The following is a 26,243-nucleotide window of genomic DNA, read 5'->3' on the forward strand; positions in this document are numbered from 1 at the left end:
TCGTCAGCTGCGGGAAGAATGCTTCCCGCAGGGAAAAATGAAACCCTATTCATTTTTCTTATTCGCCGTGAGCGCTTCGTAGCTGAGCGTATCTCCTACCACGCGCACTGAGCGGAAGCAGAAAGGCACCAGCAGAGCGATGAGCAGGGCGAGGCAAATCAAATAGATGGTTATCTGGCCAAACTGGGTAAACGCATTACCGATAATGATGCCCCATACCGCGAAATCGAAATCGGCAAAGGTGCTGTTCTCAAAGCCCAGGCTGCCTAAAGCCGGGAGCAACATCGCCGGCAGGAAGGCGAGGAAGATGCCGCCAATGAACGAGGCAATGACGCAGCCGCGCTTGCCGCCCAGCTTGTCGGCGAAGACGCCGGAGGTCCCGCCGCAGAAGAAATGCGGCACCATGCCGGGAATGATTAGCGCCATGCCGAAGGCGCCCAGCAGCAGCATTCCCACCAGACCACCGATAAAGGAGCTGATAAAACCGACGACCACCGCCGTTGGACTAAACGTAAAGAACACCGCGCAGTCTACGGCCGGAATCGAATCGGGAATCAGCTTCTGGCTAATCCCCTGGAATGCCGGTACCAGATCGCCAAGGATCAGACGCACGCCGTTGTAGACGATGGCGACGCCGACGGCAAACTGCAGCCCGGTCAGGATAGAGAAGATCAGCATGTTCTGATCCGTGATTGTCCGCAGGTATTCGGTGCCGGCCACGGCGCTACAGACAAAGTAGATAACGAACATCACGATCCCGGTAGTGACCGTGGTATCGCGCAGAAAGCCCCATTTTTCAGAGATTTCGGTATCGGCGAAAGAGTTCGCCGGGTTGCCGGTTTTGCTGGCGATCCACGCCGAGATGTAATACCCCAGAGAGCCAAAATGCCCCATCGCAATGCCGCCATCTTCGGTGACCTGCTTGGTATAGCGCTGACCGATTGCCGGGGAGATCGCCGACCAGGAGCCGAGTAAGAACCCGCCAATCAGTACCAGCATCCAGCCGCGGAATTCTGCCGCCTGCAGTACCGCAGAGAACAGACAGGCGAGGAAGAATGAGTGGTGACCGGTAAGGAAGATATATTTATACTTAGTGCAGCGAGCAATAAGCAGGTTAAAAATAAAACCTAACAGCAATATACTCATGGTTTCAACACCCAGTACCTTCTGGGCGACGGAAACAATAGCCTCGTTGTTAGGAATAACGCCACGAATATTAAATCCGGCTTCGATAATTCCGCCGAGCGGATTGAGGTTGGCAACGATAACCCCTGCACCGGCGCTGAGCATTAAATAACCGAGGATGGGCTTTAAGGTACCGGTGAGAAGTTTATTTCCGGGGGAACGCAGTGCCACTAAACCGACAAATGCGATAATCCCCATCAGAAATGCGGGTTGGCTGAATATTTCTGATAAGAATGTAAGTATAGCCTGCATGATCGTATCCTTAGAGCCTATCCCATTAGGCTATTTTATTTGCCATTTTGGCCCTGGGCAGTGCTCAAAATCCTCACGTACTGCGTGTACGCTCCGGTTTTTCCGCGCTGTCCGTGTCCAAACTGGCTGCAACAATGTACGCCTGCTGGGGTAGGCTCTTAATAATGATTAAGAATGAGTTGCAGCAATTTTTGTCAGAGCGTCGGTAATATCTTCAGCAATTTTTGCTTTATGTACATAGCTGCGAATAATGGCGACCTGACAATGCGCAGGGAACTGATTGGCTAATTCTTTGATGGTGATATAGAGATCGGCTTTCTCTCCGACGGCATTAGCAAAATCAACAGAGGCGACGTCAGCTTTGATCCCTAATTCATCACATATTTTTTTGACATTGCTTGCGGCCATTAATGAACTGCCAATCCCGTTACCACAAACTGTTCTGATAACTAACATAATGACGACTCCATTTTATTGTGGATGAAATTGAATACGGCATTGATGTCATGCTCTTCGCGAAGGAACGACACAATATCTGATTCAATCAGTGTGGCGATTATCTGGATCATTTTTATATGGTTATCGGCGTCGGCGCCGGCGATACCGATAATGACGCTCACCGGGTCAAACTCTTCGTGACCAAAGTGAAGCGGCTGGCGGATGGTGATTAAAGAAAAGCCGGTGCGGATGGCCCCCTTTTCGGGGCGCGCGTGGGGCATCGCCAGGCCGCTATCAATAACAATGGCGGGACCAAAATCCTTATAGACGTCGAGCATCGCGGTGATGTATTCGGGGCGACAAATTTGCTGGCGGGCCAGTAGCGTCCCGGATAATTCGATAGCCTGACTGGCGCTGGTAATGTTCTGATCAAGTGCGATTAACCGGCGATCAAAAATGATTTCCATAATCCAATCCTTAACGCATTTATTTTCTGAGTTAAATCATGACGAAATAGAACACAGGAAATCATGGTTCAGATCACATTTGAATTTTTAAACCTTGAAGTTGATCACAGCGAAATGATTTTTGCGTTATTTTTTTAGGGAAAATAACATTTATTATTATGTTAATTATCAATTGGTTATAATTTTGTAGTCAATTATTGAAATAATATCAGGTGGGAAAGATTAAAAATAAGAGCGATTTATTTTTTAGAAGTGTTTTGCGTATCACAAATATCATGACAGTTTTTTATCAAAGTTTGAGTTTGCTAACAAAAAAAGCCATCTGAAAAGCATGAGGGAGCGGCGACTGCGCGATAGAGCGCAAAATGTGCTGCGGCAGGAGATAAAAAAGGCCCGCATGCGCGAGCCTTTTTCTGAACATGGGCCGATTACAGGCTGGACACGTTCTCGGTCAGGTATTTAGCTACGCCTTCCGGAGAAGCGGCCATACCTTCTTTTCCTTTTTCCCACTGTGCCGGGCAAACTTCACCGTGTTCTTCGTGGAACTGCAGCGCGTCAACCATACGCAGCATTTCGTCGATGTTACGACCCAGCGGCAGGTCGTTAACTACCTGGTGGCGAACTACGCCGTTAGCGTCGATCAGGAACGAGCCGCGCAGCGCCACGCCTTCGTCCGGGTGTTCGATACCGTAAGCTTTCTGGATTTCACGTTTGATATCAGCAACCATCGCGTATTTAACCGGACCGATACCGCCCTGGTCTACCGGGGTGTTACGCCATGCGTTGTGAACGAATTCAGAGTCGAAGGAGACGCCAACGACTTCTACGCCGCGCTTCTGGAATTCTTCATAACGTTTGTCAAAAGCGATCAGCTCAGACGGGCAAACGAAGGTGAAGTCCATCGGCCAGAAGAACAGGACGGTTGCTTTACCGTTGGTGTGTTGTTTGAAGTTGAATTTCTCAACGATTTCGCCGTTACCTAAAACAGCTGCTGCGGTAAAATCCGGAGCCTGACGAGTGACCAGAACCATATGATTCTCCTGTTAATAATAAGGTTAATTGGAACGCAACGCGGGCAAGTATAGGGACAGGTTCATGCGAACTCAACGTGACGTTGACAATCAATGAGATAGGTTTTGCCTATCAATTTATATCGGAAAACGGTGTTCAGAATAGCCTTTCTGTGAGAAAGCGCAATCTTTATAGTTCGCGCCTGGTGGCCTGCGCCATCATTCGCGGATAAAAATGCCAGAACTGCTGCTCGAGTTTATCGTAGTGCGTATCCAGATCCTGCCAGGAGTCGCGCAGGGCATCAAGGCGCGGACGACGGCTGGCCATGCCGTTGAGGACGCGCTGAATAAAGTCCATATCTTCATAGCGTTCAAGCCAGCGCTCCGACCACAAATAGGCATTGAGATTCACGAAGCGCGGCGGCGAATCGGGTAATACCGGCGTGACCTGTGCCTGGGCATAGCGGACAAACTCGTTGAGCGGCATATCAGGTGAAATACGCGCCCAGTGATGCGACAGGAAGTGATCCCACATCACATCCAGCGTAATGGGCGCCACGCGGCGGGTCTGCGGGCGAAACCAGTCGCGGGCTGCTTTGACTTCCGGCAGATTATCGGTCATGACATCGATGCGCCGGTGCATAAAAATACCGTCGACAATGTCGGCCGGGTAGTCCGCCTGGGGATTGCCGCGAACGAAATCTGCCAGAAGATTGCCGGGCAGGGAGCTGTCGGCGAGATGGGCTAAGTGCAGGTGTGCAAGAAAATTCATATACCTTTTATCCTTCAAACTGCCTCTTTATTGGCTTCAGCTTCCCGGCTCATCTTTGAGCCTCGTCCTCTCGGACCGCCACTCCGCGGCGTTCAAATCTGTTCCTGACGAATTTGTCATTCAGCTGCCGCGTCGATGCATCTTGAATGGTTTTGTGTATAGATTATGTTATTCGTCCAGAGGGGTAAAGGTTGCAGGGAGGACGCCCCGGCACTAGACTACCCGCCTCTTTATTTAGTCTGAGCCACCGTCATGCGCGTTACCGATTTTTCCTTTGAACTACCCGAATCCCTGATTGCCCACTACCCGCAGCCGGAGCGCAGTCGCTGTCGCCTGCTGTCGTTAGACGGTCCGACGGGAGCGCTGACGCATGGGACTTTCACCGATTTACTCGACAAACTTAACCCGGGCGATCTGCTGGTCTTTAACAATACCCGGGTGATCCCGGCGCGCCTGTTCGGCCGAAAAGCCAGCGGCGGCAAGATTGAAGTGCTGGTCGAGCGCATGCTGGATGACAAACGTATTCTGGCGCACATTCGCGCATCTAAAGCGCCGAAGCCGGGCGCCGAGCTGCTGCTGGGCGATGATGAAAGCATCAACGCCACGATGGTGGCACGTCACGACGCGCTGTTTGAAGTCGAATTTAACGATGAACGTCCGGTACTGGATATCCTCAACAGCATCGGCCATATGCCGCTGCCGCCGTATATCGATCGTCCGGACGAAGACGCCGACCGCGAACTGTATCAAACCGTCTACAGCACCAGGCCGGGGGCCGTAGCCGCGCCGACCGCAGGCCTGCACTTTGACGATATGATGCTGGAGAAGCTGCGCGAGAAAGGGATTGAAATGGCGTTTGTGACGCTGCACGTTGGCGCGGGGACATTCCAGCCGGTGCGCGTGGAGACCATTGAAGATCACATCATGCACTCCGAGTACGCCGAAGTGCCGCAGGAGGTCGTTGATGCGGTGCTGGCGGCGAAAGCGCGCGGCAACCGGGTCATCGCGGTAGGCACCACCTCCGTCCGTTCGCTGGAGAGCGCGGCGCAGGCGGCGAAAAACGACCTGATTGAGCCGTTTTTCGGCGACACGCAGATTTTTATCTATCAGGGGTATCAGTACAAAGCGGTTGATGCGCTGGTGACCAACTTCCATCTCCCTGAATCAACTCTGATTATGCTGGTTTCCGCCTTTGCTGGCTATCAGCACACCATGAATGCCTACAAGGCTGCGGTAGAACAAAAATATCGCTTTTTTAGCTACGGGGACGCGATGTTTATCACGTACAATCCGCAGGCTATTTTTGAGCGTGTCGGGGAATAACTCCGCGACATGAGTGTTTAACGTCAGACTGTTTTTCTGACGCAGGAGTTAAAATGAAATTTGAACTGGATACCACCGACGGACGCGCCCGCCGCGGCCGCCTGGTGTTTGATCGCGGCGTGGTTGAAACGCCAGCCTTTATGCCCGTTGGTACCTACGGCACCGTAAAAGGGATGACGCCGGAAGAAGTTGAAGCCACCGGCGCGCAAATTATCCTCGGCAATACGTTCCACCTGTGGTTACGTCCGGGCCAGGAAATCATGAAGCTGCACGGCGACCTGCATGATTTTATGCAGTGGAAAGGGCCTATCCTGACCGATTCCGGCGGCTTCCAGGTGTTCAGCCTCGGCGATATCCGCAAAATTACCGAGCAGGGCGTCCACTTCCGCAACCCGATTAACGGCGACCCCATTTTCCTCGATCCGGAAAAATCGATGGAGATTCAGTACGATCTCGGTTCCGATATCGTGATGATCTTCGACGAATGTACGCCGTACCCGGCGGACTGGGATTACGCTAAGCGCTCGATGGAAATGTCGCTGCGCTGGGCGCAGCGCAGCCGCGACCGTTTTGACTCTCTTGGCAATAAAAATGCGCTGTTCGGCATTATCCAGGGCAGCGTTTACGAAGATTTACGTGATATCTCCGTTAAAGGTCTGGTAGATATCGGCTTTGATGGCTACGCTGTCGGCGGTTTGGCTGTCGGTGAGCCGAAGGAAGACATGCACCGTATCCTGGAGCACGTTTGCCCGCAGATCCCGGCCGACAAACCGCGCTATCTGATGGGCGTCGGCAAGCCAGAAGATCTGGTTGAAGGGGTGCGTCGCGGTATCGACATGTTCGACTGCGTCATGCCAACGCGCAACGCGCGTAACGGCCACCTGTTCGTCACCGATGGCGTGGTGAAGATTCGTAATGCGAAGCATAAAAGCGACACCGCGCCGCTGGATGCCGAGTGTGATTGCTATACATGTCGCAATTATTCACGCGCTTACTTGCATCATCTCGATCGTTGCAACGAAATATTGGGCGCGCGCCTCAATACCATTCATAACCTTCGCTACTATCAGCGTTTAATGGCTGGTTTACGTAAGGCTATCGAAGAGGGTAAATTAGAGGGCTTCGTGGCCGATTTTTACCAACGTCAGGGGCGACCTGTTCCTCCTTTGGACGTTGATTAATTTTAATAATGAGGGAATTTGAATGAGCTTTTTTATTTCTGATGCGGTAGCAGCAACCGGTGGCGCGGCGCAGGGTAGCCCGATGTCTCTGATTCTGATGCTGGTGGTGTTCGGTCTGATTTTCTACTTCATGATCCTGCGCCCACAGCAGAAGCGCACCAAAGAACATAAAAATCTGATGAACTCTATCGCCAAAGGCGATGAAGTGCTGACGAATGGCGGCCTGGTAGGTCGCGTCACGAAAGTGGCTGAAAGCGGATACATTGCTATCGCGCTGAACGATACCACTGAAGTGGTTATCAAACGTGACTTCGTCGCTGCCGTTCTGCCGAAAGGCACCATGAAGGCACTGTAATCCACTTTTCCCTAAGGGAACTGCCGTGTTAAACCGTTATCCTTTGTGGAAGTACATCATGCTGGTCGTCGTTATTATCGTCGGCCTGATGTATGCGCTCCCCAACCTGTATGGTGAGGATCCGGCCGTTCAAATCACTGGCGCGCGCGGTGTCGCCGCCAGTGAGCAAACGCTGATCCAGGTCCAGAAAACGTTACAAGAAGAAAAAATTACCGCTAAGTCTGTGGCACTGGAAGAGGGCGCAATCCTTGCGCGCTTCGACACCACCGATGTCCAGTTGCGCGCACGTGAAGTGCTGGTGGACGTGTTAGGTGATAAATACGTCGTGGCGCTGAACTTAGCTCCGGCGACTCCTCGCTGGTTAGCGGCTATCCATGCCGAGCCGATGAAGCTGGGTCTTGACCTGCGCGGCGGCGTACACTTCCTGATGGAAGTGGATATGGACACCGCGCTGGGAAAACTGCAGGAACAAAATATCGACAGCCTGCGCAGCGAGCTGCGTGAAAAAGGCATCCCTTACTCCACCGTGCGTAAGGAAGACAATTATGGTCTGAGCATCGCTTTTCGCGATAGCGCCGCACGCGATCAGGCCATCTCCTGGCTGAGCCCGCGTCACCGCGATCTGGTTATCTCCACGCAGGGCGCTACTGGCCTGAAAGCGGTGATGACCGATGAGCGCCTGAAAGAAGCCCGCGAATACGCCGTGCAGCAGAACATCAACATTCTGCGTAACCGTGTTAACCAACTGGGTGTTGCCGAGCCGCTGGTACAGCGTCAGGGCGCCGACCGTATCGTGGTTGAACTGCCGGGTATTCAGGATACCGCTCGGGCGAAAGAAATTCTTGGCGCTACGGCGACGCTGGAATTCCGTCTGGTTAACAGCAACGTTGACAGCGCCGCAGCCGCTTCCGGCCGTGTCCCTGGCGACTCTGAAGTGAAAGATACCCGTGAAGGTCGGCCGGTTGTGCTGTACAAGCGCGTGATTCTGACCGGTGACCATATCACCGACTCCACTTCCAGCATGGACGAGTTCAACCAGCCGCAGGTTAACATCTCGCTGGACAGCGCCGGCGGCAACATCATGTCTAACTTCACCAAGGACAACATCGGCAAACCGATGGCGACCCTGTTCGTGGAGTACAAAGACAGCGGTAAGAAAGATGCCAACGGTCGTGCCATTCTGGTGAAAGAGGAAGAGGTGATTAACATCGCCAACATCCAGTCTCGCCTGGGTAACAGCTTCCGTATTACCGGTATCAGCAACCCAAATGAAGCGCGTCAGCTCTCTCTGCTGCTGCGTGCGGGTGCGCTGATTGCGCCGATTCAGATCGTTGAAGAACGTACCATCGGCCCGACTCTGGGTATGCAGAACATCAAGCAGGGTCTGGAAGCGTGTCTGGCCGGTCTGGTGGTGTCTATCCTGTTCATGATTTTCTTCTATAAGAAATTCGGTCTGATCGCGACCTCTGCGCTGGTGGCTAACCTGGTGCTGATCGTCGGTATCATGTCCCTGCTTCCTGGGGCCACGCTGAGTATGCCGGGGATTGCGGGTATCGTGTTAACCCTTGCGGTAGCGGTCGATGCTAACGTACTGATCAACGAACGTATTAAAGAAGAGTTGAGCAACGGACGTTCCGTTCAGCAGGCGATTGATGAAGGTTACCGGGGCGCATTCAGCTCGATCTTCGATGCGAACATTACGACGTTGATCAAAGTTATCATCCTGTACGCGGTCGGTACCGGTGCAATTAAAGGGTTTGCGATTACTACCGGTATCGGTGTGGCAACCTCGATGTTTACCGCTATCGTCGGCACTCGTGCCATCGTGAACCTGCTGTACGGCGGCAAGCGCGTTAAAAAGCTGTCTATCTGAGGAGTGCGTTGTGGCACAGGAATATACTGTTGAACAATTGAACCACGGCCGTAAAGTCTATGACTTTATGCGCTGGGACTACTGGGCTTTCGGCATTTCAGGTTTTCTGCTGATTGCCGCCATTGTGGTGATGGGCGTGCGCGGTTTTAACTGGGGGCTGGATTTCACCGGCGGTACGGTGATCGAAATTACCCTCGAAAAACCGGCCGAACTGGACCAGATGCGCCAGGCGCTGCAGAAGGCGGGCTTTGAAGAGCCGCAGGTGCAGAACTTCGGCAGCAGCCGCGACATTATGGTACGTATGCCGCCGGTACATGATGCCAACATCAGTCAGGAGCTGGGCAGCAAGGTCGTTAACGTGATTAACGAATCGACCAGCCAGTCCGCGACGGTTAAGCGAATCGAGTTCGTGGGGCCGAGCGTCGGGGCTGACCTGGCGCAAAGCGGCGCGCTGGCGCTGCTGGCGGCATTAATCTGTATCCTGGTGTACGTTGGTTTCCGTTTCGAGTGGCGTCTTGCCGCCGGGGTCGTTATCGCTCTGGCGCACGACGTGGTCATTACGATGGGCATCCTCTCGCTGTTCCATATCGAGATTGACCTGACTATCGTCGCCTCGCTGATGTCGGTTATCGGCTACTCGCTGAACGACAGCATCGTGGTATCTGACCGTATCCGTGAAAACTTCCGTAAGATCCGCCGCGGTACGCCGTATGAGATCTTCAACGTGTCGTTGACCCAGACGCTGCATCGTACCTTGATCACCTCCGGAACCACGTTGGTGGTGATCCTGATGCTGTATCTCTTTGGTGGCCCGGTTCTGGAAGGCTTCTCGCTGACCATGCTGATCGGTGTCTCCATCGGTACGGCCTCGTCTATCTACGTGGCGTCCGCACTGGCGCTGAAGCTGGGCATGAAGCGTGAGCATATGCTGCAGCAGAAGGTAGAAAAAGAAGGGGCGGATCAGCCGTCAATTCTGCCGTAAATCCGGCGCGTTCAGATAAAGCAATCCCGGTCGCAAGGCCGGGATTTTTTTATTACAGCCCGGCCAAATTTCGCTACTCTCCACTCATTAGCTTAATGAGATGGAGATCCCCCATGTCCGCCATAGTCCTTTCTGCCGTCGCCGAACCCACCGTCTGGCACGATGTGCCTTCCGTTACGCTCAGCGATCAAACGCTACGCCAGCGTAAAGCCAGGGTACTTGCGCAAATGCGCCGGCATGACTACGACACGCTGATCGTGTATGCCGATAAAGAGCACGGCGGAAACTTCGAATATCTCACCGGCTTTATCCCTCGTTTTGAAGAAGCATTGCTGGTACTGCATCGCGAAGGGGAGGCGGTGCTGGTGCTGGGCAATGAAAACCTCAAGCTGGCGGCCTTTGCCCGGCTGGAAAACCGGGTGATCCATGCGCCGTGGTTCTCGTTGCCGAATCAACCCATGAGCAATGAAAAGAGTCTGCCTCAGCTGCTGCAGGATGCCGGTATTAGCAGCGGGAAAACGCTGGGCCTGGTAGGCTGGAAGCTATTCACCGGCAGCGCTGACGACCGTTCACAGATGTTCGATCTGCCTGCTTTTATCGTTGACGCCATTCGGCAGGCTGCAGGGCCGCAGGCGGTTGTGGTCAATGCCACGGCAATATTTATCGCGCCAGATGGCGGAGTGAGAACGGTAAATTCAGCCAATGAGCTGGCGCATTATGAATATGGCGCCAACCTGGCGTCGACGGCGATCCTCACGGCTTTGAATGCCATCGAGCCGGGGAAAACGGAAAAACAGATCGGCGCGCTGCTGGCAGCAGAAGGCCAGCCCAACAGCGTGGTGATGATTGCCGCTACCGGCGATCGTTTCGCCGATGCCCGTCTCTATCCTGGCGATAAGGTTATCCGTCGCGGCGATAAGTTTTCGCTCACTACCGGGTTTAAAGGCGGCTTAAGCAGCCGGGCAGCCTATGTAGTCGGCGATGAAACGGAGCTGGCGCCGGAGGTGGCGGACTACCTCGATGTGGTGGCGAAGCCCTATTTCCGGGCGGTAGTCAGCTGGCTGGAGAACCTGCGTATCGGTATGCGCGGCGGTGAGATGTATGATCTTATCGAGCGGGTGTTACCGAAAGCAGAGTATCACTGGCATTTGAACCCCGGCCATCTGGTCGCCGACGAAGAGTGGCTGTGTTCTCCTGTAGGGCCGGACTCTCAGGCCAGTATCCGCAGCGGCATGCTGCTGCAAATCGATATTATCCCCTCACGGGCAGGCTATGCCGGGGCCAGTATTGAAGATACCGTAGCGGTTGCGGATGAGGCGTTACGTGAGGAGCTGGCGGAGAACTGGCCGGCTCTCTGGCAGCGCATCGTTACCCGGCGGGCCTATATTCGCCAGCAGCTGGGGATTGTCCTGCCGGAGGAGGTCCTGCCGCTATCGAATACCGTTGGCTATTTACGTCCCTGGCTGCTTGATCAGCGGCGGGCCCTGGTTTGTACGGCGAGTTAACCGCCGACGGCAAACTGCGCGACGGCAGGGACGTCGATCGCTCCTGACAGTACGCTGTCAGGAGCCCTGCCATACACTCCTCCTGAACCCAAACAATGGACAGGAGGATGTATGAACAACGTAATTAACTGGTTTGAAATTCCGGTCGCTGACATGGATCGTGCCGTGGCGTTTTACGAGCCGGTGCTGCAGGTGACGCTGCGTCGGGAAAATATGGATTGTGCCGAAATGGCCGTTTTTCCGTATCAGGATCCGGCCCCCGGCGGCGCGCTGGCGAAGTTTGACGGGGTTAAACCTGCCGATCAGGGATGTATTATCTATCTTCATACTGACAATCTGGCCGCCACGCTCGACCGCGTGAATTCCGCTGGCGGGAGCTGCGTCTTTGGCCCGCTTGAGCTGTCGAACGATATTGGTACCATCGCGATGTTTATGGATAGCGAAGGTAACCGGATTGGCCTCCATCAACCTAAACACCTGTCCCATTAATGCGTTTGACGCCTGCGGGACGGGCCTGACCATGAGATAAGCTAAAAATGAGCCGACGCGCCGACCGCCTTTTTCAAATCGTGCAGATCCTGCGGGGGAGAAGATTAACCACCGCCGGACTGCTGGCGGAGCGGCTCGGCGTATCGGAGCGCACCATCTACCGGGATATCCGCGACCTGTCGCTCTCCGGCGTGCCGGTGGAGGGGGAGGCCGGAAGCGGATATCGCCTGCTGGCAGGCTACAGCTTACCGCCTCTGATGCTGACGACCCAGGAGTCGGAAGCGCTGGTGGCCGCGATTCGGCTGCTGCAAACCTGGGGGGGCGAATCGCTGTCCCAGGCGCTGGAGTCGGCTCGGGAAAAGATGCTCGCGATTTTACCTGAGGAGAGTCGGCGTAAGGCCGAACAATCGCGGCTATTTGCGCCGGATTTTGGCGCCCAGGGCTACAGTAAGGCACAGTTTGATCTGGTGCATCGGGCGGTTTCCGGTCAGCGGGTGCTGGCGCTGCACTACCGCGACGAAGCGGGAAAGGTGTCGCAGCGCGAAGTGCTGCCGCTGGGGCTCTTTTTCTGGGGCGAACGCTGGCTGCTGGTGAGCTGGTGCGAGCTCCGCGACGATTACCGCTGCTTTCGTCTCGATCGCTGCCTGGACGTGGCTGCTACCGGGCGCCTTTTCAGCGAGCGGGCCGATCGTTCATTGAGTGATTTTCTGCGTAAGGTGAGGTGCGAGGAGCGTGAGCCATAATGCGCGTCAATCGATATCCCCGGCGCAGAGGCCGGGGACCATCAGGCAGGATTAGAAGTTGTAACCCACCACGAAGTAACCACCCCAGCCGGTAGAGCGTACGTTGAAGTCGCCATCGCCGAAGTTGAGCTTCGCATCATCGGCCCACTGACCGCCGTTATGCCAGTAACGGGCCACAACGGAGTAGTGCCAGTGCGCGTAGTTCAGCGCCAGGATGTGGCTGGAGGCGATGGAGTTGCTGGTGCGCGCGTGCTTGCCGTTCATGTCATAGAAGTTGTCATCGCCCAGATCGGAACCCCAGTCAAAGTTGGTGAAGCCGATGTAGCTCAGCGAGCCGCCCCACAGGTCGGTCAGCGGGACAAAGTATTTCACTTTGAAACGGTAGCCGTCCCATTCGTTTTCGTTGGATGCGCCATAGTTCTGCCACTGATATTTCGCATAGACGTTCAGAGACAGGCTCATCGGCAGACCGGTATCGATATCGGTACCCAGACCCATATACCAGGTGCTCTGCTCCTGAGAATCGTTACGACCCATATCGTAGATATAGTTGTTCGCGAAATACCACTCTTTGAACGGGCCGAAGCTGAGATCGGTGTTGGTCAGCTTATCGATAGAGAAACGCGGTTCGATTTCCATAAACAGCGGAGAACCGTTGTTCCAGATACCTTTTGCCGTGCTGTTGCCGCCAAAGAACACCGGCGCATCGATATAGCCATAGAAATCAAACCAGTCTTTTTTAGCAAACGCTTCGTATTCCAGATAGGTATCGTTACGGATTTGCGGTCCAAAACGGGTGTGGTAGCTACCCACCACGTTTACACTCTGGTGCCACCAATCAGACAGGTACTGCGGTTTTTCGTTTTCTGCCGCGCCAGCAGTGAACGATGTGGACAGCGCCAGTACGGCGCCTGCTGCCAGTAATGTTTTTTTCATAATGATGCCACTGTTTAAATTAAGCCAAAAGGCGTTAAGAACGTTGCCGAAGCGTTTCTAAATATTTCGTCTTTCTGTGGGGGTCTATTATAGAAATCATTGCTCACAAAAATACGTGTTGTTTCACATAACGTAAACATACGTAATCGATTGCGTTCACGATTCTATGCATTTCCTGACAGAATGCCACTGAAATTCATCCATACAGTCAATTTTTACTGAACTGTTTAGAAAAATTGTAAATGGATTTCTGGACGGGTGGCCCGGGTGTCGGCGACACCCGGTGAAGGGGATTATTGTGCGGTGGCGGGCTGGATATCGTGAATGCGCAGGAAGCCGAGCTGCTCCGGCGTGATGCCGTTCAGACGTAGCGGAATATCAACGTCGCTCGGCGCCAGGATGCTGGCGGGGGCGCTAATCAACCGATCGTGCACGTTAACTTCCTGATAATTCTGCGTGGTGCCGCTGATTTGCCCCCAGGCAACGGTGGCGCTAAACGCCGGTAGCGGGTCGTTTGATTCCCCCTGAATACGCAGCGTCAGGCGGGTACCGTCGGCGTCGGCGGCAATATCACGCAGCGACATACGCAATGTGCCGATTTGGCTTTCGAGGCGCGCCGGAGTCCTGGCGCCGGGCAAAAGATAAACGCCGCTGGTGGATTTCGCATTCAGAGCGTTTTGCTGGCTAATTTTCACCGTCTGCTGATTAAGCTGAGTCATCTCTTTGCTCAAGGTGCTTACGCTTTCATGCATTTGACGGACTTCGCTTTGCTGCGCGCAGGCGCTGAGTGTGAACAGCGTGGTCAGCATCGCCAGCTTCAAATAACGTCTTGTCATGGTCATGGATTCCGTTTTCAGGGGATACTTTATGGTAGATCGTCTCCGTCCACGAGCCATAGATCCTTTGTCTCAAAAGCTCTTTCTTTGTTGTCGGGGCACTTCGCGGTAAACTACCCGTCAGTTTAACTTCCTGTCAGGACGCGCTATGCATTGCCCTTTCTGTTTCGCCGTAGATACCAAAGTGATCGACTCTCGTCTGGTGGGTGAGGGCTCTTCTGTGCGTCGTCGTCGGCAGTGCCTGGTTTGTAACGAACGTTTCACCACCTTCGAGGTGGCAGAGCTGGTGATGCCGCGTGTGGTCAAGAGCAACGATGTGCGGGAGCCCTTCAATGAAGATAAGCTGCGCAGCGGAATGCTGAAAGCGTTGGAAAAACGGCCGGTCAGCGCCGATGATGTGGAAATGGCGCTCAATCATATCAAAACCCATTTACGCGGTACCGGTGAGCGCGAAGTCCCGAGCAAAATGATCGGCAACCTGGTGATGGAGCAGCTGAAAAAGCTCGATAAAGTTGCCTATATCCGCTTTGCTTCCGTCTATCGCAGTTTTGAAGATATCAAAGAGTTCGGCGAAGAGATCGCCCGCTTACAGGACTAAGCCATGCATGATGAAATGTACATGGCGCGAGCGCTTAAGCTGGCGCAGCGCGGGCGCTTTACGACCCATCCCAATCCGAATGTCGGCTGTGTGATCGTCAAGGACGGCGAGATTGTCGGCGAAGGTTTTCACTATCGTGCCGGCGAGCCGCATGCGGAAGTTCATGCGCTGCGCATGGCCGGCGAAAAAGCCCGGGGCGCCACTGCCTATGTGACGCTGGAACCCTGCAGTCATCACGGCCGAACGCCGCCGTGCTGCGACGCGCTGATTGCCGCGGGCGTTACCCGCGTCGTGGCCGCCATGCAGGACCCTAACCCGCAGGTGGCCGGGCGCGGCCTGTATCGCCTGCAGCAGGAAGGAATTGATGTCAGCCACGGTCTGATGATGGGCGAAGCCGAAGCGCTGAACAAAGGCTTTCTTAAGCGGATGCGCACCGGTTTCCCTTACATACAGCTAAAAATGGGCGCTTCGCTGGATGGTCGCACCGCGATGGCCAGCGGCGAAAGTCAGTGGATTACCTCGCCGCAGGCGCGACGCGACGTGCAGCGCCTGCGTGCGCAAAGCCATGCGATCCTGACCAGCAGCGCGACCGTCCTGGCAGACGATCCGGCATTAACCGTACGCTGGGAAGAGCTCGATGCCGATATTCGCGCCCGCTACCCGCAGGAAAATCTGCGTCAGCCGCTGCGTATTGTGATCGATAGCCATAATCGCGTTACTCCTGAGCACCGCATCGTGCAGCAGGCGGGAGAGACGCTGTTTGCCCGCACTCAGGCCGATGACCGCAGCTGGCCGGAAAGCGTGCGAACGCTGATGGTGCCGGAACATAACGGCCATCTCGATCTGGTGTTACTGATGATGCAGCTTGGCAAACAGCAGGTTAACAGCATTTGGGTGGAAGCGGGCCCGACGCTCGCCGGCGCGCTGTTGCAGGCCGGACTGGTGGACGAGCTTATCGTCTATATTGCGCCTAAACTGTTAGGCAGCGACGCACGCGGGCTATGCGTGCTGCCGGGGCTTGAGAAACTGGTCGATGCCCCCCATTTCAAATTCAACGAGATACGCCAGGTAGGCCCCGATCTTTGCCTGCATTTAGTGGGCGCATGATCTCCCCCTGGCAAGGGAAAACAGCATCGCTACGCGAAATCATTCAAGATGCGTCGAGGCAGCCAACCCGAGAACCCCCGCTTGCTTACAGCGGTAAGCGACCGGGATCGACAGGCGCAGCCAACGCGGAGGCAGTTTGAAGGATGAAGTGTATAAATTATTATGATAGAATCCGCCCCCCTTGCGGGGCTATATGAACCCGAAGGAAGAGTATGAACATTATTGAAGCTAACGTTGCTACCCCGGACGCTCGCGTCGCCATCACCATTGCGCGTTTCAACAACTTTATCAATGACAGCCTGCTGGAAGGTGCTATTGACGCACTCAAGCGCATCGGTCAGGTAAAAGATGAAAATATTACCGTTGTTTGGGTTCCAGGCGCGTATGAGCTGCCGCTGGCGGCTGGCGTGCTGGCTAAAACCGGTAAATATGACGCAGTGATTGCTCTGGGTACGGTGATTCGTGGTGGTACCGCGCACTTTGAATATGTGGCTGGCGGAGCAAGCAATGGCCTCGCACATGTCGCGCAGGACAGCGAAATCCCGGTAGCTTTTGGTGTTCTGACGACAGAAAGCATTGAACAAGCCATCGAACGCGCTGGTACCAAAGCCGGTAACAAAGGCGCAGAAGCTGCGCTGACCGCGCTGGAAATGATTAACGTATTGAAAGCCATCAAGGCCTGAATTTTTTTGTAAGGGGAATTCCGTGAAACCTGCTGCTCGTCGCCGCGCCCGTGAGTGTGCCGTCCAGGCGCTTTACTCCTGGCAGTTGTCCCAGAACGACATCGCTGATGTTGAATACCAGTTCCTGGCGGAACAGGATGTCAAAGATGTCGACGTTCTGTATTTCCGCGAACTGCTGTCCGGAGTGGCGACTAACAGCGCATACCTCGACGGCCTGATGAAGCCGTACCTGTCCCGCCTGCTTGAAGAGCTGGGTCAGGTGGAGAAAGCGGTACTGCGTATCGCCCTGTTCGAGCTGTCTAAACGTGACGATGTTCCGTACAAAGTTGCGATTAACGAAGCTATCGAACTGGCGAAAACCTTTGGCGCCGAAGACAGTCATAAGTTTGTTAACGGCGTGCTGGACAAAGCAGCCCCGGCAATTCGTCCCAACAAAAAGTAAACTCCAGGCCGGGTCTCGCGGGATGTCATCCACGCAAGGTCCGGCCTTATTCTTTTCTTTTGCTGAGGCATAACGTATGGCATGCGGCGAATTTTCCCTGATTGCCCGTTATTTTGATCGCGTAAAAAGCATGCGTCTCGATGTGGAAACCGGCATCGGCGACGACTGCGCTCTCCTGAACATTCCTGAGAAAAAAACGCTGGCAATCAGCACCGACACCCTGGTGGCGGGCAACCATTTTTTACCTGATATCGATCCTGCCGATCTGGCTTACAAGGCGCTGGCGGTCAATCTGAGCGACCTCGCGGCGATGGGCGCCGAACCGGCGTGGTTGACGCTGGCGTTAACGCTACCGGAAGCGGATGAAGCGTGGCTGGCAGCGTTCAGCGACAGCCTGTTCATGCAGCTCAACTATTACGATATGCAGCTGATCGGCGGTGATACCACTCGCGGTCCGCTGTCGATGACCCTGGGTATTCACGGTTTTGTCCCGCCTGGGCGCGCTTTGAAGCGTTCCGGGGCGAAACCTGGCGACTGGATATACGTCACCGGCACCCCCGGCGACAGCGCCGCAGGATTGGCCATTTTGCAGGATCGTCTGGTGGTGGCGTCAGCCGCTGATGCCGACTACCTGCTGGCGCGCCATTTGCGCCCGATGCCGCGCGTATTGCAAGGACAGGCGCTGCGCGATCTGGCCAGCTCGGCCATTGATCTGTCCGACGGTCTGATTTCCGATCTGGGGCATATTCTGAAGGCCAGCGGCTGCGGCGCGCGGATCGATCTTGACGCAATGCCGTTATCCGATGCGCTGCTGCGCCATGCAGAGAGGGAGCAGGCGCTGCGCTGGGCGCTCTCTGGCGGTGAAGACTACGAACTGTGCTTTACCGTGCCTGAACTTAACCGCGGCGCGCTTGATGTGGCTATCGGCCAGCTTGGGGCGCGCTTTACCTGCATTGGACAGATTAGCGCCGAGGCGGACGGTTTGCAGTTGATGCAATCCGGTAAACCGGTCCAGCTGGATTTACAGGGGTACGATCACTTTGGTGCGTAGTAAAGATATCGCAAAAAGCCGCCTCAATATGCTGAATCCCTGGCATTTGCTGGCGACCGGTTTTGGCAGCGGGTTAAGCCCCGTGGTGCCCGGCACAATGGGCTCGCTGGCGGCGATTCCGTTCTGGTATCTGATGACCTTTCTTCCCTGGCAGCTCTATTCGCTGGTGATGATGATGGGCATCTGTATCGGGGTTTATATCTGCCATCGCACGGCGAAAGATATGGGTACCCACGATCACGGGAGCATCGTCTGGGACGAGTTTGTCGGGATGTGGATCACCTTGATGGCGCTACCGACGCTTGACTGGCAATGGGTCGCCGCCGGGTTTGTGATCTTCCGCATTTTTGATATGTGGAAACCGTGGCCGATTCGCTGGTTTGACCGCAATATCCACGGCGGGATGGGGATCATGGTCGATGATATCGTCGCCGGCGTGATTTCGGCGGGCGTGCTGTATGTCATAGGCCATCACTGGCCGATTGGTCTTTTCTGAGCTCACTCCTCGGGTGAGTTTGCCCGGGCCAGTGGCCCGGGCGGCCCGCTTATTTAAAACCCACAATCGGATGCGGCTGGTACGGCGCTTCCAGCTTTTCTACCTGTTCAGGCGTCAGCGTTAAATCCACCGCGCCCAGCAGGTCGTCGAGCTGCTCCTGTCTGGAGGCTCCGACGATTGGCGCCGCGACGCCGGGTTTACTCAGCAGCCAGGCCAGCGCCACCTGGGCGCGATTGGCGCCGAGTTCTTCCGCCACTTCAGCAAGATTCTGCGCAATCTGCGCATCGTTTTCATCGGTTGCGCTGTAGAGCGATTTGCCAAACTCATCAGAGACCAGGCGGGCAGTGGTTTCGCCCCACGGACGGGTGAGGCGACCCCGCGCCAGCGGACTCCAGGGGATGACCGATACGCCAGCACGATGGCACAGCGGCAGCATCTCGTTCTCTTCTTCACGATAGATCAGGTTGTAATGATCCTGCATGGTGACAAAGCGCGCCCAGCCGTTGCTCTCCTGAAGCTGCAGCGCCTGCGCAAACTGGCGGGCATGCATCGATGAGGCGCCGATATAGCGTGCTTTCCCGGCCTTAACAACCTCATTTAGCGCTTCCAGGGTCTCTTCAATCGGCGTGCTGTAGTCCCAACGATGGATCTGCAGCAGGTCGACATATTCCATACCTAAGCGGCGCAGGCTGTCATCGATAGAGCGCAGGATCTGCGCACGCGAGAGGCCCTCCGGCAGATCCCCGACCTGGTGATACACCTTTGTGGCCACCACTACTTCGTCACGGCGGGCGAAATCGCGCAGCGCACGGCCGACAATCTCTTCACTGCTGCCGTCAGAGTAGCTGTTGGCGGTATCAAAAAAGTTGATGCCGCCTTCCAGCGCACGTTGAATGAGCGGACGGCTGCTCTCTTCAGGTAGGGTCCAGGCGTGCTTGCCCCGATCCGGCTCGCCAAAGGTCATACAGCCGAGGCAAAGTCGGGAGACCCGCAGGTGGGTTGCTTCAGGTGTGATGTAGTGCATGAACGGCTCCTGCTATCAACATAAAGGGTATCCTTTAAGCATAGCAGGCGCCGTTAGCGGAGAGGGTTCAGGCCAGCCAGGCGGTGATTTTGGCTTCGATACCGGCGGCATCAAGGCCGAGGTCGGCGCGCACTTCTTCCTGGGTTCCCTGGGGAATAAAGAAGTCCGGCAGGCCGATATTCAGCACCGGAACCACACGACGATGAGCCATCAGCAGCTCATTCACGCCGCTGCCCGCACCGCCCATAATGGCATTCTCTTCCACCGTCACCAGCACATCGTGATCGGCGGCAAGCTGCAAAATAAGCGCATCATCGAGCGGTTTGACAAAACGCATATCGACCAGCGTGGCGTTGAGCTTGTCCGCCACCTGCGCCGCTTCCGGCAGCAGAGTGCCGAAGTTGAGTATCGCCACTTTTTCGCCCGTGCGTTTCACCACGCCTTTGCCGATCGGCAATGAAGCCAGCGGCTCCAGCGTGGCGCCGGTGCCGGTCCCGCGCGGGTAGCGAACCGCGCTCGGCCCTTGATTGTAGTGATAGCCGGTGTAGAGCATCTGACGGCACTCGTTTTCGTCGCTCGGCGTCATGATCACCATATCCGGAACACAGCGCAGGAAGGAGAGATCGAATGCTCCCTGATGCGTTTGTCCGTCGGCGCCGACGATTCCCGCGCGGTCGATGGCAAACAGAACCGGCAGCTTCTGGATAGCGACATCGTGGATCACCTGATCGTAGGCGCGCTGCAGGAAGGTGGAGTAAATGGCCACCACCGGCTTGTAGTCGCCGATCGCCAGGCCGGCGGCGAACGTCACCGCGTGCTGTTCCGCAATCGCCACATCGAAATACTGGTCAGGGTATTTTCTGGAAAACTCGACCATCCCCGAGCCTTCGCGCATAGCCGGCGTAACGGCCATCAGCTTGCTGTCTTTCGCCGCGGTTTCGCACAGCCAGTCGCCAAAAATTTTCGAGTAGGAGGGCAGGCCGCCGCTGCTTTTCGGCAGGACCCCGCTGGTATGGTCAAATTTTGGCACCGCGTGGAAGGTAATCGGGTCTTTTTCCGCCGGCTCATAGCCGCGACCTTTTTTGGTCATAATATGCAGGAACTGCGGTCCTTTCAGGTCGCGCATATTTTTCAGCGTATTGACCAGACCGAGGACATCGTGACCGTCAACCGGGCCGATGTAATTAAAGCCCAGCTCTTCAAACAGGGTTCCGGGAACGACCATCCCTTTGAGATGTTCTTCGGTGCGTTTGAGCAGCTCTTTAATCGGCGGCACGCCAGAGAAGACCTTTTTGCCGCCTTCGCGCAGCGTGGAGTACAGTTTTCCGGAGAGCAGCTGCGCCAGATGGTTATTCAGCGCGCCGACATTTTCGGAGATCGACATTTCGTTGTCGTTCAGCACCACCAGCAGATCGGGTTTGATATCGCCCGCATGGTTCATGGCCTCAAACGCCATACCTGCGGTAATGGCGCCGTCGCCAATGACGCAGACCGCACGTCGCTGTTTGTCTTCTTTCGCCGCGGCAATCGCCACCCCGATACCCGCAGAAATGGAGGTCGATGAGTGGCCGACGCTCAGCACGTCATATTCACTTTCGCCGCGCCACGGGAACGGATGCAGCCCGCCTTTCTGCCGAATGGTGCCGATTTTATCGCGGCGTCCGGTCAGAATTTTATGCGGGTAGGCCTGGTGGCCCACGTCCCAGATCAAACGGTCAAAAGGCGTGTTATAGACGTAGTGAAGCGCCACGGTCAGTTCGACCGTGCCGAGGCCGGAGGCAAAATGCCCGCTGGAACGGCTGACGCTGTCCAGCAGGTAGCGCCGGAGTTCGTCGCACAGTTTCGGCAGGCTGTCTTTCGGCAACAGACGCAACTCCTGGGTGGAATCCACCAGTGCCAGGGTTGGGTATTTGGCAATATCAAAACTCATCAGAGACTCTTATTGTTTATTTATCGCGCTGAATTATGTAATTCGCGAGCGCTTCCAGTGCCGTAGTATCCAGAGATTGCGCGGCCAGCTCACTCAGCGACTGACGGGCATCTTCAATCAGGTCGTGCGCTTTTTTACGCGCTTGTTCAAGTCCCAGAAGCGCAGGATAAGTACTTTTGCCTAGCTGCTGGTCAGCTCCCTGACGTTTGCCAAGGGTCGCAGTATCCCCTACCACGTCAAGAATGTCATCCTGGACCTGGAAGGCGAGACCGATATTTTGCGCATAGCGATCGAGCGCCGGCAGGGCCGCACGACCGCGTTCACCTGCGCTCAGCGCGCCCATGCGCACCGCGGCGCATATCAGCGCGCCGGTTTTGTGGCGATGAATACGCTCCAGCGCCTGCAGGTCAACCTGGTGGCCTTCGGCTTCCAGATCCAGCGCCTGTCCGCCGCACATTCCGGCGACGCCGCTGGCGTGAGCCAGCGTCGAAACCATCGCCAGACGATCGCTGTCCGGCACTTCAGGCATCGGCGCATCACTCAGTATAGAAAATGCCAGCGTTTGTAGGACGTCTCCGGCAAGAATTGCGTTCGCTTCGCCAAATTTAATGTGGCAGGTCGGCAGACCGCGGCGCAGATCGTCATCGTCCATGGCGGGCAGATCGTCATGCATCAGAGAGTAAGCATGGATGCATTCAACGGCGGCGGCCGGTGCGTCCAGCGTTGTCCGGCTGACGCCGAACATTTCGCCGGTAGCATAGACGAGGAACGGACGCAGGCGTTTACCGCCTAATAGTGCGCCGTACTGCATGGCTTCAACCAGTGGAGTGTTCTGAAAAGGCAGCGGAGCGAGGAAACGGCGTAGCGCGTCGTTGGCCTGCTCAACGCAAGCGTGTAATTGTTGCGAGAAGTCCATTTATTCAGCATCCGGTGTAAACGGCGTCAGCGGGCTATCCTCGCTGTCGGCCAGCAGAATCTGGACGCGCTGTTCGGCCTGCTGCAATCGGGCCTGCCCCTGACGCGCCAGCTGTACGCCGCGCTCAAATTCGCTGAGCGCCTCTTCTAACGGCAGCGCGCCGCTTTCCAGACGATTAACAATCTGCTCCAGCTCGCCCAGGGCGGTTTCAAAGCTGGCCGGGGCCTCATTTTTCTTTGGCATAGTGAATATAGACTCTTGTAATGTCGCGACACCAATATGGTAACGAAGTCACGTGGTTAAGCAAATATACACCTCATCCTTTCGCGGAATCGTTGCCGAAAGCGCGCAAACGGGTGGCTGACAAGTGGGTTATGCCCCCGTCGCGCGCGGGCATCCTGAATGATTTTATGTAAAACGCGCAATGCGAGGCGCAATGTAATCAATGGTGATATACTGCGCTCCCTGGATGCAGGCACCGCGGTGCACTGCAGTACAACTTTTGCTTAAAGCCCCGTCGGGCTTGCCAACGAACTATTGTCGCCATGAAGTTTATCATTAAATTGTTCCCGGAAATCACCATCAAAAGCCAATCCGTGAGATTGCGCTTCATTAAGATCTTAACCGGGAACATTCGTAACGTTCTCAAAAACTATGATGAGACGCTTGCCGTCGTTCGTCATTGGGATCATATCGAAGTTCGCGCGAAAGACGAAAATCAGCGTCCGGTTATTCGCGATGCGCTGACCCGAATCCCGGGTATCCACCATATTCTGGAAGTCGAAGACGTCCCGTTTACCTCACTGCACGATATTTTTGAGAAAACGCTGCCGCTGTGGCGTGAAGCGCTGGAAGGCAAGACTTTCTGCGTGCGCGTAAAACGTCGCGGCAAGCATGAGTTTACCTCTATCGAAGTGGAACGCTACGTCGGCGGTGGCCTGAACCAGCATATCGAAACGGCGCGCGTGAAGCTGACTGACCCGGACATTACGGTCAATCTGGAAATTGAAAGCGATCGTCTGCTGCTGGTAAAAGGGCGCTACGAAGGCATCGGTGGTTTCCCGATCGGCACGCAGGAAGATGTGCTGTCGCTGATTTCCGGCGGCTTCGACTCCGGCGTCTCCAGCTACATGCTGATGCGTCGCGGCTGTCGCGTGCACTACTGTTTCTTTAACCTTGGCGGCGCCGCGCATGAAATTGGCGTTCGTCAGGTGGCGCACTACCTGTGGAACCGCTTCGGCAGTTCGCACCGCGTTCGTTTCGTGGCGATTAACTTCGAACCGGTCGTGGGGGAGATCCTCGAAAAAGTCGACGATGGTCAGATGGGCGTGGTGCTGAAGCGCATGATGATCCGCGCGGCGTCGAAAGTCGCCGAGCGCTATGGCGTGCAGGCGCTGGTGACCGGCGAAGCGCTGGGCCAGGTGTCCAGCCAGACCCTGACCAACCTGCGTCTGATTGATAATGTCTCCGACACCCTGATTCTGCGTCCGCTGATTTCGCACGATAAAGAGCACATCATCGACCTGGCCCGTGAAATCGGCACCGAAGATTTTGCCCGCACCATGCCGGAATATTGCGGTGTGATTTCGAAGAGCCCGACCGTGAAAGCGGTGAAGGCGAAGATTGAAGCAGAAGAAGAGAACTTCGACTTTAGCATCCTCGATAAAGTGGTGGCGGAAGCGAATAACGTGGATATTCGCGATATCGCCCAGCAGACTCAGCAGGACGTGGTGGAAGTTGAAACCGTGACCGGCTTTAGCCCGAACGACGTCATTCTGGATATTCGTTCCGTAGACGAACAGGATGAGAAGCCGCTGAAGGTTGAAGGCGTTGACGTTGTGTCATTGCCGTTCTACAAGCTGAGCACCCAGTTCGGCAATCTTGACCAGAGCAAAACCTGGTTGCTGTGGTGCGAGCGTGGCGTGATGAGCCGTCTGCAGGCGCTGTACCTGCGTGAGCAGGGCTTTGAGAACGTGAAGGTTTACCGCCCGTAAACCGCGAACAATCACGGTCATCCCGGATAAGGCTCTCTGCCTTGTCCGGGCGACCGCCTCGGCAAATCAGGCTTCGTAGTAGTTATAAATTCCCGCCGCCATGACCAGCTGTGACGCAACCTCATGGGCTTTTTCACGCCCGACCAGCAGGTCGATCATTTTGAGTGCAAAATCGATGGATGTTCCAGGCCCCTGGCTGGTGAGCAGGTTGACCCGCGGATCCCAGACCACGCGCTTGTCCTGCCACTGCTCTTCAGGGATGCGATCCTTGAGGGCCGGAAAACCGGTCATGTTGCCGATCGGGAAAAGGTTATGCGGCACCAGTACGGTCGCCGCCGCCGCGCAGATGGCGGCGACAATGCGTCCGGAAAGATGAAACTGGCGGACCGTTTCTACCAGCAGCGGGCTGTCACGGAAATATTCCGCGCCTTTTATCCCGCCGGGAAGAACGATAATGTCATAATCGCCGTCGGCGACCGCTACCAGCGGCGCATCCGCCAGCAGCTTGACGCCCCGCGAGCAGACGATGGTCAGGCTGCCATCGCTGGCGACGCTGGCCGTGGTGACCTGCACGCCGCCGCGGACCAGTAAATCCATTGTGGTGACCGCTTCGGTCTCTTCGCTACCAGGGGCGAGGCAAATCAGTGCCGACGCGCTCATATTCATTCTCCTTACGCTTTACCAGTTCAAACAAACGGGCGTTTTCCGGTACGGCAAGGCCGTGAGCGCGGGCGCGCTTCAGTAGAAAACCGGTGATATAGTCGATTTCCGTACGACGCTGCGCGCGGATATCCTGCAACATCGAAGAGATATTTTCTGCCGTACTTTCAATTACCTGATGGACATAAAATAACAGGTTTTCCGGTGAAGTATGAATACCTTCGCGCTCCATGACCGCAGCGACCTCCCGGCAGATGACCTCAACTTCCTGCGGGTAGTCGCGCAAATCGCCGTTGCGGCACTCTTTCAGCGCCGTCAGCGGGTTAATCACGCAGTTGACCGCCAGCTTGCTCCACGTTGCCGGGCGGATATTATTATGCCAGGCGACGTCCGGCAGGACGCTTTGCAGGGTATCAGCCAGGTCGCTGTAATCCTGCGGATAGTCTTTCGCCGGGCCGATATGCGTCGTGCCGTTGGCGACGTGCACAATGACGTTGCCGTCGCGGCGTGCGGCCTGGGTTGTCGAGCCCTGCAGCAGCGGCTGCTGCACGCCTTTCAGTTCATCAATGGTCCCCATCCCGTTATGGATAAGCAGGATCGGAGACGCGGCGGGTAGAGTGTGCGCCAGATTTTTTACCGCGGTGGAGACCTGCCAGGCTTTTAGCGTCACCAGCAGCAGGTCGCTGCTGGCGAGAAAGTCAGGATCGTTGGCGGTTAACGACTCATTGAAAATCGTCCCGTCAGTCTCGATCAGATTGACGCTACAAAAGGGTTGTGGGACGCGTAACCAGCCCTGGACATCGTGTCCGTGTTTGCATAACGCGGTTAGCCACAGCTGCCCCAGCGCACCGCATCCGAGTACGGTTACTTTCATTGTTCCTCCTCACCTGCGACTACCCCAGGCATTTATAGCTAAAGTATATACTCGTTGCGCTACCGGCTGCAGCCCACACCGCGGTGGCCTGGCGGGCATTGCGCATCTGAACATCGGCTAT

At 55.6% G+C, this 26,243-nt stretch carries 28 protein-coding genes; 15 read left to right on the plus strand and 13 right to left on the minus strand.

Annotated features, from left to right (window positions below; genetic code table 11):
• Nucleotides 1-45: 45 nt before the first annotated feature.
• The 5 genes from ulaA to acpH form a co-directional block, all read right to left on the minus strand.
• Nucleotides 46-1,437, minus strand: coding sequence for a PTS ascorbate transporter subunit IIC (ulaA, locus tag ROR01S_RS21275; RefSeq protein WP_004858563.1), 1,392 nt, complete (start codon nt 1,435-1,437; stop codon nt 46-48).
• Between the two features lie 168 nt (nt 1,438-1,605).
• Nucleotides 1,606-1,893 carry a PTS sugar transporter subunit IIB gene (locus ROR01S_RS21280; RefSeq protein ID WP_004858566.1) on the minus strand — a complete coding sequence of 96 codons (288 nt, stop codon included), beginning with the start codon at nt 1,891-1,893 and terminating at the stop codon, nt 1,606-1,608.
• On the minus strand, nt 1,887-2,342 hold the full coding sequence (locus ROR01S_RS21285; protein ID WP_064359856.1) for a PTS sugar transporter subunit IIA: 456 nt from the start codon (nt 2,340-2,342) through the stop codon (nt 1,887-1,889). The genes ROR01S_RS21280 and ROR01S_RS21285 overlap by 7 nt, the downstream gene beginning before the upstream one ends.
• Nucleotides 2,343-2,770: 428 nt before the next feature.
• Complete coding sequence (locus tag ROR01S_RS21290) at nt 2,771-3,373, minus strand: peroxiredoxin (RefSeq protein WP_004858569.1); 603 nt, start codon at nt 3,371-3,373, stop codon at nt 2,771-2,773.
• Nucleotides 3,374-3,542: 169 nt separating this feature from the next.
• Entirely contained in the window at nt 3,543-4,124 is a 582-nt protein-coding gene (gene acpH / locus ROR01S_RS21295) for an ACP phosphodiesterase (protein WP_004858570.1), read from the minus strand.
• 252 nt (nt 4,125-4,376) lie between these two features.
• Here acpH and queA point away from each other — a divergent pair, with 252 nt between their 5' ends.
• The 8 genes from queA (at nt 4,377) to ROR01S_RS21335 (ending at nt 12,575) form a co-directional block, all read left to right on the plus strand.
• Nucleotides 4,377-5,447 (plus strand): tRNA preQ1(34) S-adenosylmethionine ribosyltransferase-isomerase QueA, encoded by a 1,071-nt coding sequence (queA, locus tag ROR01S_RS21300; protein ID WP_032689270.1) that lies wholly within the window; start codon nt 4,377-4,379, stop codon nt 5,445-5,447.
• Nucleotides 5,448-5,500: 53 nt separating this feature from the next.
• Nucleotides 5,501-6,628, plus strand: coding sequence for a tRNA guanosine(34) transglycosylase Tgt (gene tgt / locus ROR01S_RS21305; RefSeq protein WP_064359857.1), 1,128 nt, complete (start codon nt 5,501-5,503; stop codon nt 6,626-6,628).
• Between the two features lie 22 nt (nt 6,629-6,650).
• Nucleotides 6,651-6,983 (plus strand): preprotein translocase subunit YajC, encoded by a 333-nt coding sequence (yajC, locus tag ROR01S_RS21310; protein ID WP_004099423.1) that lies wholly within the window; start codon nt 6,651-6,653, stop codon nt 6,981-6,983.
• A gap of 25 nt (nt 6,984-7,008) precedes the next feature.
• Complete coding sequence (gene secD / locus ROR01S_RS21315) at nt 7,009-8,856, plus strand: protein translocase subunit SecD (RefSeq protein ID WP_015585040.1); 1,848 nt, start codon at nt 7,009-7,011, stop codon at nt 8,854-8,856.
• A gap of 10 nt (nt 8,857-8,866) precedes the next feature.
• The gene (gene secF / locus ROR01S_RS21320) at nt 8,867-9,838 is read left to right on the plus strand and encodes a protein translocase subunit SecF (RefSeq protein ID WP_004858587.1); all 972 of its coding nucleotides are present in this window, start codon (nt 8,867-8,869) and stop codon (nt 9,836-9,838) included.
• A gap of 113 nt (nt 9,839-9,951) precedes the next feature.
• A complete protein-coding gene (locus ROR01S_RS21325; RefSeq protein WP_064359858.1) occupies nt 9,952-11,343 on the plus strand; it encodes a M24 family metallopeptidase in 1,392 nt (463 codons plus the stop codon).
• A 111-nt stretch (nt 11,344-11,454) separates the two neighbouring features.
• Nucleotides 11,455-11,832 (plus strand): VOC family protein, encoded by a 378-nt coding sequence (locus ROR01S_RS21330; RefSeq protein WP_064359859.1) that lies wholly within the window; start codon nt 11,455-11,457, stop codon nt 11,830-11,832.
• A gap of 47 nt (nt 11,833-11,879) precedes the next feature.
• Nucleotides 11,880-12,575: a helix-turn-helix transcriptional regulator gene (locus tag ROR01S_RS21335; protein WP_032716748.1), complete on the plus strand. Its 696-nt coding sequence runs from the start codon at nt 11,880-11,882 to the stop codon at nt 12,573-12,575.
• Between the two features lie 51 nt (nt 12,576-12,626).
• Here the strand turns inward: ROR01S_RS21335 and ROR01S_RS21340 are convergent, their stop codons facing one another.
• Together ROR01S_RS21340 and ROR01S_RS21345 are read right to left on the minus strand one after the other, a co-directional pair.
• Nucleotides 12,627-13,511: a nucleoside-specific channel-forming protein Tsx gene (locus ROR01S_RS21340; protein ID WP_004858604.1), complete on the minus strand. Its 885-nt coding sequence runs from the start codon at nt 13,509-13,511 to the stop codon at nt 12,627-12,629.
• A 293-nt stretch (nt 13,512-13,804) separates the two neighbouring features.
• Nucleotides 13,805-14,347 (minus strand): SadB/YajI family lipoprotein, encoded by a 543-nt coding sequence (locus ROR01S_RS21345; RefSeq protein ID WP_004858607.1) that lies wholly within the window; start codon nt 14,345-14,347, stop codon nt 13,805-13,807.
• A 148-nt stretch (nt 14,348-14,495) separates the two neighbouring features.
• On the opposite strand from ROR01S_RS21345, the gene nrdR reads away from it, so the two are divergent.
• The 6 genes from nrdR to pgpA all read left to right on the plus strand — a co-directional run bounded on the left by nrdR (nt 14,496) and on the right by pgpA (nt 18,724).
• Complete coding sequence (gene nrdR / locus ROR01S_RS21350) at nt 14,496-14,945, plus strand: transcriptional regulator NrdR (RefSeq protein ID WP_004858609.1); 450 nt, start codon at nt 14,496-14,498, stop codon at nt 14,943-14,945.
• A 3-nt stretch (nt 14,946-14,948) separates the two neighbouring features.
• Nucleotides 14,949-16,052, plus strand: coding sequence for a bifunctional diaminohydroxyphosphoribosylaminopyrimidine deaminase/5-amino-6-(5-phosphoribosylamino)uracil reductase RibD (gene ribD, locus ROR01S_RS21355; RefSeq protein ID WP_064359860.1), 1,104 nt, complete (start codon nt 14,949-14,951; stop codon nt 16,050-16,052).
• 212 nt (nt 16,053-16,264) lie between these two features.
• Nucleotides 16,265-16,735: a 6,7-dimethyl-8-ribityllumazine synthase gene (gene ribH, locus ROR01S_RS21360; protein WP_004858618.1), complete on the plus strand. Its 471-nt coding sequence runs from the start codon at nt 16,265-16,267 to the stop codon at nt 16,733-16,735.
• A gap of 22 nt (nt 16,736-16,757) precedes the next feature.
• Nucleotides 16,758-17,177, plus strand: a complete 420-nt coding sequence (gene nusB / locus ROR01S_RS21365; RefSeq protein ID WP_004858621.1) for a transcription antitermination factor NusB — start codon at nt 16,758-16,760, stop codon at nt 17,175-17,177.
• Between the two features lie 76 nt (nt 17,178-17,253).
• Nucleotides 17,254-18,228, plus strand: a complete 975-nt coding sequence (thiL, locus tag ROR01S_RS21370; RefSeq protein WP_004858626.1) for a thiamine-phosphate kinase — start codon at nt 17,254-17,256, stop codon at nt 18,226-18,228.
• On the plus strand, nt 18,218-18,724 hold the full coding sequence (gene pgpA, locus ROR01S_RS21375) for a phosphatidylglycerophosphatase A (RefSeq protein WP_155728891.1): 507 nt from the start codon (nt 18,218-18,220) through the stop codon (nt 18,722-18,724). Before thiL ends, pgpA begins: the two co-directional genes overlap by 11 nt.
• A 49-nt stretch (nt 18,725-18,773) precedes the next feature.
• On the opposite strand, the gene ROR01S_RS21380 is transcribed toward pgpA, so the two are convergent.
• The 4 genes from ROR01S_RS21380 to xseB all read right to left on the minus strand — a co-directional run bounded on the left by ROR01S_RS21380 (nt 18,774) and on the right by xseB (nt 22,837).
• Nucleotides 18,774-19,748: an aldo/keto reductase gene (locus ROR01S_RS21380; protein ID WP_004858633.1), complete on the minus strand. Its 975-nt coding sequence runs from the start codon at nt 19,746-19,748 to the stop codon at nt 18,774-18,776.
• A gap of 67 nt (nt 19,749-19,815) precedes the next feature.
• Entirely contained in the window at nt 19,816-21,678 is a 1,863-nt protein-coding gene (gene dxs, locus ROR01S_RS21385) for a 1-deoxy-D-xylulose-5-phosphate synthase (protein WP_044347619.1), read from the minus strand.
• A 16-nt stretch (nt 21,679-21,694) separates the two neighbouring features.
• Nucleotides 21,695-22,594 carry a (2E,6E)-farnesyl diphosphate synthase gene (gene ispA, locus ROR01S_RS21390; protein ID WP_064359861.1) on the minus strand — a complete coding sequence of 300 codons (900 nt, stop codon included), beginning with the start codon at nt 22,592-22,594 and terminating at the stop codon, nt 21,695-21,697.
• Nucleotides 22,595-22,837: an exodeoxyribonuclease VII small subunit gene (gene xseB, locus ROR01S_RS21395; protein ID WP_004858644.1), complete on the minus strand. Its 243-nt coding sequence runs from the start codon at nt 22,835-22,837 to the stop codon at nt 22,595-22,597.
• A 302-nt stretch (nt 22,838-23,139) separates the two neighbouring features.
• Here xseB and thiI point away from each other — a divergent pair, with 302 nt between their 5' ends.
• Nucleotides 23,140-24,588 carry a tRNA uracil 4-sulfurtransferase ThiI gene (gene thiI, locus ROR01S_RS21400; protein ID WP_064359862.1) on the plus strand — a complete coding sequence of 483 codons (1,449 nt, stop codon included), beginning with the start codon at nt 23,140-23,142 and terminating at the stop codon, nt 24,586-24,588.
• A gap of 66 nt (nt 24,589-24,654) precedes the next feature.
• On the opposite strand, the gene yajL is transcribed toward thiI, so the two are convergent.
• Together yajL and panE are read right to left on the minus strand one after the other, a co-directional pair.
• A complete protein-coding gene (gene yajL, locus ROR01S_RS21405) occupies nt 24,655-25,248 on the minus strand; it encodes a protein deglycase YajL (RefSeq protein WP_004858649.1) in 594 nt (197 codons plus the stop codon).
• The gene (gene panE / locus ROR01S_RS21410; RefSeq protein WP_004858651.1) at nt 25,211-26,122 is read right to left on the minus strand and encodes a 2-dehydropantoate 2-reductase; all 912 of its coding nucleotides are present in this window, start codon (nt 26,120-26,122) and stop codon (nt 25,211-25,213) included. The genes yajL and panE overlap by 38 nt, the downstream gene beginning before the upstream one ends.
• Nucleotides 26,123-26,243 lie beyond the last annotated feature (121 nt).

It is taken from the genome of Klebsiella ornithinolytica NBRC 105727 = ATCC 31898, from assembly GCF_001598295.1.
Lineage (GTDB): Bacteria > Pseudomonadota > Gammaproteobacteria > Enterobacterales > Enterobacteriaceae > Klebsiella > Klebsiella ornithinolytica.